Origin of the sequence: Streptomyces sp. DH37 (assembly GCF_029813835.1) — a bacterium.
GTDB lineage: Bacteria > Actinomycetota > Actinomycetes > Streptomycetales > Streptomycetaceae > Streptomyces.
The window spans coordinates 125939-138903 of record NZ_JARVKV010000002.1; the positions used below are offsets into that span (position 1 = coordinate 125939).

9 protein-coding genes are annotated in these 12965 nt (G+C 76.4%); 2 read left to right on the plus strand and 7 right to left on the minus strand.

The features are described 5' to 3' along the window. Positions 1–21: 21 nt before the first annotated feature. The 3 genes from QC029_RS01630 to QC029_RS01640 form a co-directional block, all read right to left on the minus strand. A complete protein-coding gene (locus tag QC029_RS01630; protein WP_279553464.1) occupies positions 22–1236 on the minus strand; it encodes an STM4014 family protein in 1215 nt (404 codons plus the stop codon). Then, positions 1217–2188 carry an STM4015 family protein gene (locus QC029_RS01635; protein WP_279553465.1) on the minus strand — a complete coding sequence of 324 codons (972 nt, stop codon included), beginning with the start codon at positions 2186–2188 and terminating at the stop codon, positions 1217–1219. The genes QC029_RS01630 and QC029_RS01635 overlap by 20 nt, the downstream gene beginning before the upstream one ends. 159 nt (positions 2189–2347) lie before the next feature. Further along, on the minus strand, positions 2348–5329 hold the full coding sequence (locus tag QC029_RS01640; RefSeq protein ID WP_279553466.1) for a glycoside hydrolase family 2 TIM barrel-domain containing protein: 2982 nt from the start codon (positions 5327–5329) through the stop codon (positions 2348–2350). Positions 5330–5711: 382 nt separating this feature from the next. Here QC029_RS01640 and QC029_RS01645 point away from each other — a divergent pair, with 382 nt between their 5' ends. Beyond that, positions 5712–6518 carry an SGNH/GDSL hydrolase family protein gene (locus QC029_RS01645; protein ID WP_279553467.1) on the plus strand — a complete coding sequence of 269 codons (807 nt, stop codon included), beginning with the start codon at positions 5712–5714 and terminating at the stop codon, positions 6516–6518. On the opposite strand, the gene QC029_RS01650 is transcribed toward QC029_RS01645, so the two are convergent. After that, positions 6491–7825, minus strand: a complete 1335-nt coding sequence (locus QC029_RS01650; protein ID WP_279553468.1) for an SWF or SNF family helicase — start codon at positions 7823–7825, stop codon at positions 6491–6493. The genes QC029_RS01645 and QC029_RS01650 overlap by 28 nt on opposite strands. After that, positions 7822–10806, minus strand: a complete 2985-nt coding sequence (locus tag QC029_RS01655; RefSeq protein WP_279553469.1) for a DEAD/DEAH box helicase — start codon at positions 10804–10806, stop codon at positions 7822–7824. The genes QC029_RS01650 and QC029_RS01655 overlap by 4 nt, the downstream gene beginning before the upstream one ends. Positions 10807–11026: 220 nt before the next feature. Here QC029_RS01655 and QC029_RS01660 point away from each other — a divergent pair, with 220 nt between their 5' ends. Beyond that, on the plus strand, positions 11027–11212 hold the full coding sequence (locus tag QC029_RS01660; RefSeq protein ID WP_279553470.1) for a hypothetical protein: 186 nt from the start codon (positions 11027–11029) through the stop codon (positions 11210–11212). Between the two features lie 40 nt (positions 11213–11252). Here the strand turns inward: QC029_RS01660 and QC029_RS01665 are convergent, their stop codons facing one another. Together QC029_RS01665 and QC029_RS01670 are read right to left on the minus strand one after the other, a co-directional pair. After that, positions 11253–12080: a hypothetical protein gene (locus QC029_RS01665; protein WP_279553471.1), complete on the minus strand. Its 828-nt coding sequence runs from the start codon at positions 12078–12080 to the stop codon at positions 11253–11255. Positions 12081–12281: 201 nt separating this feature from the next. Next, entirely contained in the window at positions 12282–12881 is a 600-nt protein-coding gene (locus tag QC029_RS01670; protein ID WP_279553472.1) for a class I SAM-dependent methyltransferase, read from the minus strand. Positions 12882–12965 lie beyond the last annotated feature (84 nt).

The following is a 12965-nucleotide window of genomic DNA, read 5'->3' on the forward strand; positions in this document are numbered from 1 at the left end:
CCCGCGCGGAGTCCGGTGGGTTCAGGCCGCGGCACGGCGGGCCTCCCCGTGCCGTGCGGACCCGTCCGGCACCGCCCCGCGCAGGACGGCCCGGACCTGGGCCGCGTAGGTGTCCCGCCCCTCGGCGGGTCCGCCGGGCAGCCCGGTCAGCCGGGGCAGCAGATCGCCGAAGGCGTTCACCTCGCCGACGGCGAACCGCCGCCAGCCGGTGGCGGGCAGCAGGTCCACGCCGACGCACAGGGTGCCGGGGAAGCGGGCCGCGGCCCGCTCGCAGATCCCCAGCATCTCCGTCCAGGGCACCCCGGCCGCCTCCGCCGCCGCACGGGCCGCCTCCAGATCACCGCGGGCGCCGCCCAGGTGGAGGTTGGTCATCGGGGAGCGGCTGGTGCGCACCAGGGCGTGGGTCGCCTTCCCGGCCACCACGACCACCCGCAGGTCGGCCGTCCGGCCGCCCTGGGACGCCTTGGGCAGCCAGCGTTCGATGTGCAGGCCGTCCGGCGCCAGGGCGTCCACCACGGCGGCGATCTCGGCCTCGCCGTCGTAGCGCCGCACCCGCAGGGAGTTGAACAGGGTGCCGTCCGGGGCGCGTTCGACGGAGGTGACCGCGCGCCACCGGCCGCGCCCGCCCGACTCGACGGCCAGCACCCCGGAGGCGGACGAGGCGTGGGCGAGCTTGACGAAGAACCGGCGCATCCCCGCGCCGCGCACCGCCGCGCGCACGTCCTCCCAGCCCGTCACCGGCGCCGCGCCGGGCCCGGAGGTCGGGGAGGGCGGCACCGGGACGCCCGCCTCGCGCAGCACACCGTGGCACAGCCGCTTGTCGAAGAGCACGGCGATGTCCCGCGGGCAGTCCAGCAGCGCGGCGCCGGCCGACCGGGCGGCCCCGGCGACCCGGCGCACGGCGCCGGTGAAGCGCGCGTACCAGCGGGCCGTGCCCTCCACCCGCGCCGGATCGCCCACCCCGCGCAGCAGGCGCTCGACCGCCGGGTCCTCGCCGGGCGAGTCGATCCGCACGGTCTCGCCCGGCGCGAACCGCACGCCGCCGGCGAGGACGCCGGCCCACGGCAGTACGCGGGGCGCGGGCAGCCCCGCGCCGGCGACGGCCGCCGAGAAGAGCTCCACCCGGCGGCTGCCGGGGTTGCCCACGACGGCGAACCGCGCGGCGGAACCGGCCGTCCCGCCCTCCGCTCGGCCGGAGCCGGCCAGCTCGCCGGGACTACTCGGAGACGGCGACATAACGCCAGACCTCGCCGTCGTACTCGTCCGGCTTCTCCTGGCCGGAGAGGTCCACGTCGACCCCGGCGCCCCCCAGCTCCTCGCGCAGCCGCTCCATCATGGCGTCGCTCAGGAAGTGGTGGCCGAGGTCGAGCTGCGCCAGGTGGGTGAGCGGCTGCCCGCCCAGCAGCGCCTCGGCGCCGGTGTCGGTGAGGGTGCCCATGGACAGGTCCAGCGTGTGCAGCCGCGCCACCACGGGCGCGCCCGCGACGGCCGCGGCGATCTCGTCCTGCAGCTCGCTGTTCTTCAGTCCCAGGCTGCGCAGCGCGGGGAAGCGGTCCCCGGCGAGGATCGGCGCCAGGTCCTCCACGGTCGCGTCGCCGCCGTACGTGCTGACGCCCAGCCACATCTCGAGCTGCCTGAGCGCGGGCAGCTCGCACTCGGCGACCGCGCGCACGACGGCGGCGGGCAGCCCGCCCGCCTCGAACGCCAGGGTGCGCAGGTGCTCGTGGCGCACCGGCCGGAACACCAGGCCGGAGCCGCCGCGCACCCCGAACTCGCGCAGCCGGGGGTAGGCCTCCAGGACCGGGGTGACGTCGGACTGCTCGATCCAGGAGATCTCCGCCTCCTCCATCACCAGATCGCCGATGAACACGGCCTCCAGGGCGGGGAACCGGTCCGCGGCGGAGGTGAGCATCTCCACGACGAAGCCGGAGTCCCTGTCGTAGGCCTCGCCCCACTGACCGATGATCAGGGCCCGGACGCCCGTGGTGTCCACGGTCGCCAGGAAGCCGCGCCAGAGGTCCTCGAAGTCCTCCGCCGGGGAGTCCTCCCGGTAGGGGTCGTGGGAGAGGCGCCAGGCCACGGAACCGGCCGCGGGCCGGGACTCGGCCGCGCCCGTGCCGCCGCCCGGCGGCACGAAGTCGTGGGCGGGCAGGGCGTGCAGCTCCCGCAGGTGTTCGTGGACGGTCATGGGACTCCCCCTGAGTGCGCTCCGGCAGTGCGGAACGTTCTATCAACCGCCACTGACAGTCCGTCCCGCGGGTCTCGCCCGGAGCGCCGGCCCCTCCCGCCCCGGCCCTCCGGACGCCGCCGTGCGGGCCGGTGGCGCGGGCCCGGCCGCCCGCCGGGATCACACGGCGCGGAAGGCGAGGGAGAACCGGGCGGGAGCCGCCCGGAGCCGGTACCCGGGCAGCACGCCCGGGCCGCAGGACTGCGAGCCGATGCCGTGCTGCGCGTGGTCGAGGTTCACCCAGACGGCGTCGCCGGGCACGAGGTCGCAGGTGTGCGCGGCGGCGTCGAGCCGCTCGCTCGTCCAGCGGCGCGCGGTGAACCACATCCGCGCGGGAGCCGCCTCGATCCGCAGCCCGCCGCCCCGGCCCGGGCCCTCCCGCAGCTCCGCCCAGCGCACGTCCGCGCGGGCGCCGTTCTCCTGGGGCCGGACGTACGGGGTCTGGAGGCCGTCGACCGTCTCCTCCCACAGCCCCGTCATCGCGGCCGCCCGGGTGTCGGGGTACGCCTCGCCCGGCCCGCCGCCGAACCACCGCGCGTACCCGTAGCGGGCGGGCACTCCCAGGCGTACACCCAGGCGCGGCAGCGGGCAGGGCCAGTCGCCCTCCGGCTCGACGGAGACGGACAGCCGCAGGGCCTCCGCCGTGGCGGTCCAGCGGTAGAGGACGCGCAGGCCGAGGTCGGTGGCGGCCGGGGCGACCCGGGTGCGCACGAGCAGGGCCCCACCGGTGTCGGTGCCGCTGTCGCCGTCGGTACTGCCGCCGCTGCCGCCGCCGTGGCCCGCCTCCTCGATCCCGACCGCGTCGATCCGGTGCCGCATCCGGTGCAGGCCCAGCTCCCGCCAGACGAGCCCGTGGCGGGCGTCGGGCTGCCAGGGCGCGCCGAGGTCGTTGTCGGTCGGGGCGCGCCAGACGTCCAGCCGCAGGTCCCGCACGGGGATGCCGCCGAGGGAGGCGAGGGCGCCGGTGGCCGCGTCGAAGACGGCCGGGCCCAGGGTGATCCGTCCCGCGTCCCGGCGCGGCGGTACCGGGACGCCCGCCGGGCGGGTGCGGGGCGGGGGCGCGGCGGGCAGCTGCCCCCAGGCCACCGGGTGGCCGCGTCCGGCCCAGGCGGTGTCGTGGGCGAGCGAGGCCCGTACGGTCCACCAGGCCTCGCCGGAGCGTCCGGCGTCCGTGGCGCGCGGCGGGCCGGGGAGCCGGACCTCCGCGCTCTCGCCGGGTCCCAGCGGCGGCACGGCCAGGGGGCCTTCGGCGACGGTCCCGTCCTCCACCCCGTAGGACCAGGTGAAGGCCAGGTGCGACAGGTCGGCGACGTCGTGGAGGTTGGTGACGCGCACCGCGCCGGACTCCCCGGCGCGGACGCCCTCGATGCGGACCGGCTCGATCACCTTCTTGTACTCGGCCAGCCCGGGGGAGGGCGTGCGGTCGGGGAAGAGCAGCCCGTCGCAGACGAAGTTGCCGTCGTGCAGCTCCTCGCCGAAGTCCCCGCCGTAGGCGAAGTACGGCCGTCCGTCGGCGGTGCGCCGGGCCAGCCCGTGGTCGATCCACTCCCACACGAAGCCGCCCTGGCAGCGCTCGTACCGCTCGAAGAGCCGCTGGTACTCGCTCAGTCCGCCCGGCCCGTTGCCCATGGCGTGGGCGTACTCGCACAGGATGAAGGGCATGGCGCGGCGGCGGGCGTCGGCCGCGGGATCCGCCAGTGCCGGCTCGGCCCGCCGTCCGATCAGCTCGACCTCCTCGTGCGGGGCGTACATCCGGCTGTACAGGTCGGAGTCGGGGCAGGCCGGATCGTTCTCGTAGTGGACGGGGCGGGAGGGGTCGCGTTCGCGGATCCAGCGGGCCATCGCGGTCAGCCCGCGCCCGCTGCCGCACTCGTTGCCCAGCGACCAGACGACGACCGAGGGGTGGTTCTTGTCGCGCTCGACCATCCGCCGCGCGCGGTCGAGCAGGGCCGGGGTCCAGCGGTCGTCGTCCACGGGGTTGTTCCGCCATCCGAGGTCGACGAACCCGTGGGTCTCCAGGTCGCACTCGTCGACGACCCACAGCCCCAGCTCGTCGCACAGGTCCAGGAAGGCCGGGTGCGGCGGGTAGTGGCTGGTGCGGACGGCGTTGACGTTGTGGCGCTTCATCAGCACCACGTCGCGCCGCATCGTCTCCGCGTCCAGCGTCCGCCCGCTCTCGGGGTGGAACTCGTGCCGGTTGACGCCGCGGAAGAGGACGCGCCGGCCGTTGACCCTCAGCACGCCGTCCTCGATCGCCACCGTGCGGAAGCCGACGCGCAGCGGGACCGTCTCGCCGTCCGTGGCCAGCCGCGCCCCGTACAGCCGCGGCACCTCCGCCGACCACGGCTCGACGGGGACGGTCGCCGACTCGCCCGTGGCGAGGTCGAGTCCGAGTTCGGGCACGGTGACCCGGCCGCCGGGCTCGCAGTCCACCCGCAGCGTCCCGGTGCCGGTGAGGTGGTCGTAGGAGGCGTGGACGGAGAAGTCGGCGACCGACCCGGCCGGGCGGTGCAGCAGCGTCACCTCGCGGAAGATCCCCGGCAGCCACCACATGTCCTGGTCCTCCAGGTAGCTGCCCGCCGACCACTGGTGGACGCGGACGGCCAGCACGTTGCCGCGCGCCCGCAGAAGCCCCCCGACGGCGAACTCGTGCGGCAGCCTGCTGCCCTGGAACCCGCCCAGCTCCGTGCCGTTGAGCCAGACCCGGGCGCAGGACTCGACGCCCTCGAAGCGCAGCACGCACTCCCCGCCCGCCGGCCAGTCCCCGGGCAGGCCGAAGACCAGGCGGTGGTCGCCGGTGGGGTTCTCGGTGGGCACGCGCGGCGGGTCGACGGGGAAGGGGTAGGCGACGTTGGTGTACGCGGGCGCGCCGTGGCCCTGGAGCACCCAGTGCCCGGGCACCGTGATCCGGCCCCACCCCGCCTCGGCGGACGGCTCGAAGCCGTCCTGTGCGAACCCCGCGTCCTCGCCCGTGCCCGCGGCGGTCTCCGACAGCCTGAACGCCCACGTCCCGTTCAGGCTCAGCCGCCGGGCGTCGGAGCGCGCGTACCAGGCACGGGCGGGCAGGGTGCCCCGGCTCGGCGTCACGTCCTCGTGGTCCATGCGTCTCCTCGCTCATGGCCGCTCATGGCCGGTCGTGTCCGGTCGCAGTCGGCGGGCTGTGGGTGCGCCTCCGGCGGGTCAGGTCCGCGGCCCGACCGAACGAAGTCCGATTCCGCGCGTTTCTGTTCCGTCGAGTCGCTTTCTGTGCGCCTCGAGTGACCCTGCCCTGCCGGAAGGCGATCCGGCAAGCCCGCGGGACCGGTGTGATCGCCGGGTTGATCGTTTGTCAGGAAAAGGGGCGTTACCTGAGGCGATGCGAGGCGGTTGTTCCATCGGATGTCACGTCAGTTTTGGCATGAACACTTCCTGAAAGCACGTCGCGCTGCTACTACGTAGTAGGCACAAGCTCCCTCCCCCCTCCCTCCACACCCCAGGAGGTTCCATGAAGCTGTCCCGTCTCGCGTCCGTAACGGCCACCCTCGCCGCCCTCGTCGGGCTCGGACTCGGAGGCGCGGGCGTGGCCTCCGCCCAGGAAGCGGCCGCCACCTCCTACGTCGCGCTCGGCGACTCGTACTCCTCCGGAGTCGGCGCCGGCAGCTACGACAGCGCCAGCGGCTCCTGCAAACGCAGCACCAAGGCGTACCCGGTGCTGTGGAAGAACGCGAACGCGCCCGCCTCCTTCCACTTCACCGCCTGCTCCGGGGCCAAGACGACCGACGTCATCAACAACCAGCTCGGCCCCCTGACGTCGGGCACCACCCTGGTGAGCATCTCCATCGGTGGCAACGACGCCGGCTTCGCCGACGCCATGACAACCTGCGTCCTCCAGGGCGAGAGCGCGTGCATCAACCGGATCAACGAGGCGCGCGCCTACATCTCCAACACCCTCCCGAGCAGACTCGACGCGGTCTACAACGCCATCCGCGGCAAGGCGCCCAACGCCCGGGTCGTCGTCCTCAACTACCCCCGCTTCTACAAGCTCAGCGGCAGCTGCGTGGTCGGCCTCAGCGAGCGGTCGCGCGCGGCCATCAACAGCGCCGCCGACCACCTGAGCGACACCATCGCCAAGCGCGTCGCCGACCACGGCTTCGCCTTCGGCGACGTCCGCGGCAGGTTCACCGGCCACGAGATCTGCTCCGGCGACGCGTGGCTGCACAGCGTCGACTGGCTCAACATCACCAACTCGTACCACCCCAAGGCGACCGGCCAGGCCGGGGGCTACTACCCCGTGATGGAGGGCCTCGCCTGACGCAGCCCGGCGAGAGCGGCGGCCGGGTCACGGCCCGCGGGTCCCGCGGGCCACCACCGGCCCCGCTCCCTCCGGTACGGCCACCACCGCCCGTCACGCCCGAGGCGCAGCTGGACGCCCGCGCCGGCCACCGTCCACCGGTTGCCCGTGACGCGCAGCCGCGGCGGCTCCCCCTCCCCGCCGTCCTCCCCGCCGTCCTCCCGGCACTCCGCCCAGGCGCCGGCGATCAGCTCGCGGGCGCGTGCCGACGTCTCGGGGCACGGCTCCCACTCCTCCTCCAGCACGGCCAGCGCCGCCGGGCCGCCCGTCTCCCAGGCGCGTACGGCCGCCGCCATCTCCCGCGGCGTACGGCCGCACCCCCCGGCCAGCCGCGCGGCGACGTCCGGGCCGGGCCGGGAGGCGGCCAGCCGCACCGCGTCCTGCCCGTGGGCGAGCGGCGCGGGCACGGGCGTGCCGGCGTGCCCCGGGGCCAGCGCCTCGGCCAGCAGCCGCCGCGCGGCGGCCGCCGTGCTCGCCGCCAGGAACTCCAGTGCCGCGACGTCCACACCGGGCGCGGGCGGTGTGCCGCCGCGCAGCGACACGGGCCCGCCCGGCACGTCGACCGCGGGCGGCGCCTCCGGCAGCGGGGGCAGGATCGCCCCCAGGGCGTACGCCTCCTCGGCCGGTACGCCCTCCGGCGTCCGCGCGCCCGCGGCCCCGGGCCCGGCCGCCCGTGCCGCGCGCTCCGCCCGCGCCGCGCTCCGCAGCTGGGCCTCCTCCAGCAGCGCGCGCTCGTCCCGGCCCCGCACCAGCAGCAGAAGGAGCGGATCCCGGTCCAGCAGCCGTGCCAGCTGGTAGCACAGCGCCGCGGTGTGCGGGCAGTGGTGCCACTCCCCGCAGTCGCACTCCGGTTCCAGCTCGCCGATGCCCGGCAGCAGCGCGACGCCCGCGGCGTCGGCGTCCTCGGCGAGCCTCGGCGGCAGGTCGCGGTCGAGCAGCGCGGCGATGTGGCCGGCCTCGCCGGCCACCACGTCCAGCAGCCGGTCCCACCCGGCGCCGTCCAGCTCCCGCACCAGCACGTCGCACCGGCGGCGCGTGCCGTCGCGGTCCCGTACGACCGCGGTGACCCGGCCCGGGCGGACCGAGACCGCGCCGACCGCGCCCGCGCGGGCGTATCCCCGGCCCCGCCGGAGCTGTTCGGAGTCGAGCGCGTCGTCCTCCAGCGCCCGGATCCAGGCCTGGCCCCACCAGGTCCGCGCGAAGCCCCGGCCGCGCGCGGGCGGCAGTGCCCCGAAGGTGCGCTCACCCGTCTCATCCGACTCGTTCACGTCCCGCTCCTCCGCAGCTCGACGAGGTCGGCCAGTTCGGCGTCGGACAGCTCGGTGAGGGCGCCCTCCCCGGAGCCCAGCACGGCGTCGGCGAGCGCCTGCTTGCGCGCGAGCAGCCGCGCGATGCGGTCCTCGACGGTGCCCTCGGCGATCAGCCGGTGCACCTGGACGGGGCGGTCCTGGCCGATGCGGTACGCCCGGTCGGTGGCCTGCGCCTCGACGGCCGGGTTCCACCAGCGGTCGAAGTGCACGACGTGCTCGGCGCGGGTGAGGTTGAGGCCGGTGCCCGCCGCCTTCAGGGAGAGCAGGAAGACGGGCGCCTCGCCGTTCTGGAAACGGCGCACCATCTCCTCGCGCCGCCGCACCGGAGTGCCGCCGTGCAGGAGCTGGCTGCGCACCCCGCGGCCGGTCAGGTGCAGTTCCAGCAGCTCCGCCATCCGCACGTACTGGGTGAAGACCAGGACGCCGGCGCCCTCGGCGAGGATGGTGTCCAGCAGCTCGTCGAGGAGTTCCAGCTTCCCCGAACGCCCCGCCAGGCGGGGGCTCTCCTCCTTCAGGTACTGCGCCGGATGGTTGCAGATCTGCTTGAGCGCGGTGAGCAGTCCCACGACCCGGCCGCGGCGGGCGATGCCGTCCGCCTCGGAGATCCCGGCCAGTCCCTCGCGGACCACCGCCTCGTACAGCCCTGCCTGTTCCGCCGTCAGCGCGACCGCGCGGTCGGTCTCGGTCTTGGGCGGCAGCTCGGGGGCGACTCCCGGGTCGCTCTTGCGGCGGCGGAGCAGGAAGGGGCGCACCAGCCGGGTGAGGCGCTCGGCCGCGGCGGGATCGCCGCTCTCGACGGCGTCGGCGTGGAGCCTGCGGAAGGCGCCCAGGCTGCCGAGGAGTCCGGGGGTGGTCCAGTCGAGGACGGCCCAGAGCTCCGAGAGGTTGTTCTCCACAGGGGTGCCGGTGAGCGCCACGCGCGCCCGGGAGGGGATGGCGCGCAGTCGGCGGGCGGTGGAGGAGAAGGGGTTCTTCACGTGCTGCGCCTCGTCGGCGACGACCAGCCCCCAGTCGACGGCGGCGAGTTCGGAGGCGTCGAGCCGCATGGTGCCGTACGTGGTCAGGACGAACCCGCCGGTCACCTCCGACAGGTCGCGGGCGGCGCCGTGGTGGCGGCGGACGGGGGTGCCGGGAGCGAACCGCTCGATCTCCCGCTGCCAGTTGCCCAGCAGGGACGCCGGGCAGACCACCAGCGTCGGGCCGGCGGTCGCCCGGTCACCCTGCCGGTGCAGGTGGAGCGCGACGAGGGTGACGGTCTTGCCCAGGCCCATGTCGTCGGCGAGGCAGCAGCCCAGGCCGAGCGAGGTCATGCGGTGCAGCCAGTCCAGACCGCGCAGCTGGTAGTCGCGCAGGGTCGCGGCGAGCGCGGGCGGCTGGGGGACGGGCTCGGGACCGGGGCGCTCGGGGGCGGACAGGCGCTCGCGCAGGGCCTCCAGCCAGCCGGTCGCCCGTACCTCCACTGTTTCCCCGCCGTCCCCGCCGTCCCCGCCGTCCCTGCCGTTCCCGCCGCCCTCACCACCGGCGCCGGGGAGGGAGCCGGTCAGCGCGGCGCCGAGGGCGTCGAGCGGGGCGATGTCGCGGTCCCGGCGGGCGCGGGCACGCTGTACGGCGGCCGGGTCGACCAGCACCCAGCGGTCGCGCAGCCGCACCAGGGGCCGCCCGGCCTCGGCGATCCCGTCCAGCTCCGCGCGGGAGAGCTCCTGGTCGCCGACGGCGAACCGCCAGCTGAAGGAGAGCAGCGCGTCGGCGGAGAGGGGGGAGGGCGTCCGGGACGCCGGAGGACGGGCCGGGCCGGTGCCCGCCTCCGCGCCGCCGGGGCCGACGACCGCGCGGGTGGTCAGCGTGCGGAGCAGTTCCCGGGGCCAGTGCACCGTCAGGCCCGCGGCCGACAGGGCACGGGTGACCGGTGCGCCGAGGAGTTCGGCGACCTCCTCCTCGGTGAGGTCGACATGGTCCGGTACGGCCGCCGACAGCAGTGGGGCCAGCGGCTCCCACGCGGCGGCGGCCCGGCGCAGGGCGAGCAGGGTGTCGGCGCGGGCCCGCGGGCCGGGGTCCGCATCGGCCGGCAGGGCGCCGGACCACAGCTCGGCGGCGTCGCGGGCCGGGGCGGGGTCGGTGGGGCTGTGCACCCGGAGGACGGCGCGGAAACGGGGTCCGGCGGTGTCCTCCGGTCCGTCCGGGCCGGTCACCTCGACGCGCAGCGACAGCCGTACGCCCGCGTCGTGCCCGGCGGCCACGCCGGCCGCCCAGGCACGCTGCTCGGGCAGGTGCTGCGGCGCGGCGGCGGCGAACGCCGTTCCCCCGGCGGCCGTTTCGGCGGCGGGGGTGCGGGGCAGGACGTCGGCCACGGCATCGAGGAAGGCCCGCAGCAGACGCTCCGGATCCGGCAGCCGCGGGTCCGGCTCCGGTCCCGGCCGCCCGGCGCCCGGCAGCGGCACGGCGTGGGCGTACGGCGGCATGGCGGCGGCGAGGTCGCGCAGCCGTCCGAGGTCGGCGGGATCGAGGGGGCCGAACCGCCAGGCGTCGTGGTCCCGCGGGCTCAGACCGGGCAGCAGCCTGCCCCGGGCGGCGAGGTGGAGGGCGAGCAGCACGGCCGCGCCCCAGAACGCCGGGGCCCCCTCTCCCCGCGCGGCACGGATCCGGGTCAGCACGGGCAGCGCGTCGGCGACGGGCAGGACGAGCGCCGGCACGGAGCGCGGGCGCACCCGGCCGCCGGCCCCGGGGGAGGGGAGCACGACGGTCAGCTCCTCCGGCGGACGGCCGCCCGCGGCCGGGGGCTCCTCGCCGTCCGGGCGCCAGAACGCGATCCGCCCGAGGCGGGGCGGATCGGCGGGGAGGAAGACGGCGGCGCAGTCGGCGAGCGGGGAAACCGGCGGAAGGGACGATGAGGGCGGGGAGGACGGGGAGGGGGACGGTGTCGGTGCCACGGTCGGGGCCACGGTGCTGACAGTCTCCTCAAACTTGACTAGCCGAGAGCGGTCGAGGATACAGCACGATCGGACCCGCCCAGGCACGGTCTCCGGGGGCCGCCGCCACCGGCGCGGCGGTCCCCGGAGACCTCATGGCGCCGATTCACGGCGCCGACGAGGAACCCGGCGGCCCGTACGCACGTTCCCGAAGTGAGCGGCGGTCGCACCGCCGGCGGAGGAGGCGTGGAAGATGACCAACCGTGGAAAGGTCGCCGTCGGCGGCGTGGCGGTGGGGCTGCTCCTGTGGGCGCTGACCGGCAGTTTCCTGATGGCGATGGCAGTGGTGATCGGCGTTCCGGCGATCGCCTACCTGGCACTCGACCCCGCGCAGCGGCGCAGGGTGCGGCGGGTGAGCCGCAAGGAGATCGGGCGCTGATCCGGGCGCGGCCGGCCGTACCGCCCGGGACGGGCCGCGCTCAGGCCGCGTCCGGCCGTACCGCCAGCTCGTCCAGCGCCCTGAGCAGGCCCGGCAGCTCCGGGCCGCGGCCCACCGGGAGGACTTCGCCGGGCTCGTCGTCCAGCAGGACGAACGCGATGTCGTCGGTCCGCGCCACCAGGCTCCAGCCGGGCCCGTCCGCGCGCAGGGTCCGTGCCTCCTCGGTGGCGAAGGCGGAGCGGACGCGGCCGGGCGGGGGCGGGGAGTGCGTGTAGCCGCGGGCCTCCTCCAGGACGCGGCGCACCTTGCCGTTGGGCTGCTCGCCCGGCTCCACGAACGTCACGTCCGAGTCGACCCGGGCGCGCCAGTCCGCCCACTGCAGCGCGATCTCGTCCGCGCCCAGCCGCCGCTGCGCGGGGCCCCAGGCCGAGGTGTCCGGCGGGGAGAGCGGAGCGCGTCCACCGTCCAGCTCCGGATCGGGTTCCGGATCGTGGGGGGCCGGAACGCCGGGTGCGGCCACCGCCAGGGCCAGCGGCCAGCCCGGCAGCACGGCGGCGATCGTCCGCTCGTCCGGGGACAGGTCGTACTCCATGCCGCAGTCCCAGGCGGCGACCGCGCACGCCACGAGGGACACGTCCTCCGTGGCGACGGTCCAGCGCGCGCCCCGCCCGTCCTGGCCGAGGACGAGGCCGTAGCCCTCCGCGTACGGCTCCACACCGAGGGCGGCGCACGCCTCGGGGTAGTCGTCGCCCAGGACGCTCGGAAACCGCGCGGGGGTGAGCAGCGCCGCGGTCAGCACGTACAGCGCGTCGTCGCTCCCGCTCGGCGCAACCTGTGCCTCCACCACGTCGGCCTCCTCTCCGGACATCGTCCGCGCACCCTAGCCATGGGACCGGGCCGGCGTCGAGAGACCGGGGACACACCGGGACGGCGGGGAGGGGCGGAGTACGGGCACGAGGGCGGCGAAGCGGGCGCGCGCTCGACCTCTCTCCAGTGCTCCGCTCCGGTGCTCCGCGCCGGCAGGGCCACGCCGTCGGAGCCATGCCGGCGGGGCCCGCGGGCGGAACGGTCAGGCGCGCACGGCCAGCGCGAGGTAGCGGTGGTCCTCGTCGGCGCAGGAGGCGAGGCGCCAGCCCGCGGTCAGCAGGAGGGGGCGGAGGTTCGCCTCGGCCCGCGGGTCGTCGGGCGTGAGCCGCCGTCCGCGCCGGGCGGCGAGGGCGGCGCGCCCGACCGGATGGAACAGCGCCAGCCGGCCGCCGGGCCGGACCACCCGGGCCAGTTCCCGCAGCCCGGCGGCCGGATCGGGCAGATGCGAGACCAGCCCGGCGGCGAACACCGCGTCCAGTACGCCCTCCCGCAGCGGCAGCCGGGCGGCGTCGGCGACGGTCAGCAGTGCGCCGCGGTGCCGTCCGGCCAGGACGGCGACCTCCAGCATCGCCGGGGTGAGGTCGACGCCCAGCACCGTGCCCTCCCGGCCGACCGCCGCCCGCAGCGCGGGCAGCGCGCGCCCCGTGCCGCAGCCGGCGTCCAGCACCGTGCCGCCGGGGAGCAGGCCCAGTTCGGCCACGGCCGCGTCGTAGGCCGGGCCGTCGTCGGGGAAGCGGGCGTCCCAGCCGGCGGCCCGCTCGGTGAAGAACTCCAGCACGCGCGTCCTGTCGTACTCCGTCATACGGTCATCATCTCCACTGCTGGTGCCTGTTCCCGGGACAGGATCGCGGTACCCCTCCTTCCGGTTCCGACCGTGCCGGGTGCG

Excerpts from the sequence above, each read along its gene's own strand:
- QC029_RS01660 (WP_279553470.1), top strand. The coding sequence starts at position 11,027 with ATGACCAACCGTGGAAAGGTCGCCGTCGGCGGCGTGGCGGTGGGGCTG.
- QC029_RS01670 (WP_279553472.1), bottom strand. The coding sequence starts at position 12,881 with ATGACGGAGTACGACAGGACGCGCGTGCTGGAGTTCTTCACCGAGCGG.
- QC029_RS01665 (WP_279553471.1), bottom strand. The coding sequence starts at position 12,080 with ATGTCCGGAGAGGAGGCCGACGTGGTGGAGGCACAGGTTGCGCCGAGC.
- QC029_RS01640 (WP_279553466.1), bottom strand. The coding sequence starts at position 5,329 with ATGGACCACGAGGACGTGACGCCGAGCCGGGGCACCCTGCCCGCCCGT.
- QC029_RS01635 (WP_279553465.1), bottom strand. The coding sequence starts at position 2,188 with ATGACCGTCCACGAACACCTGCGGGAGCTGCACGCCCTGCCCGCCCAC.
- QC029_RS01630 (WP_279553464.1), bottom strand. The coding sequence starts at position 1,236 with ATGTCGCCGTCTCCGAGTAGTCCCGGCGAGCTGGCCGGCTCCGGCCGA.
- QC029_RS01645 (WP_279553467.1), top strand. The coding sequence starts at position 5,712 with ATGAAGCTGTCCCGTCTCGCGTCCGTAACGGCCACCCTCGCCGCCCTC.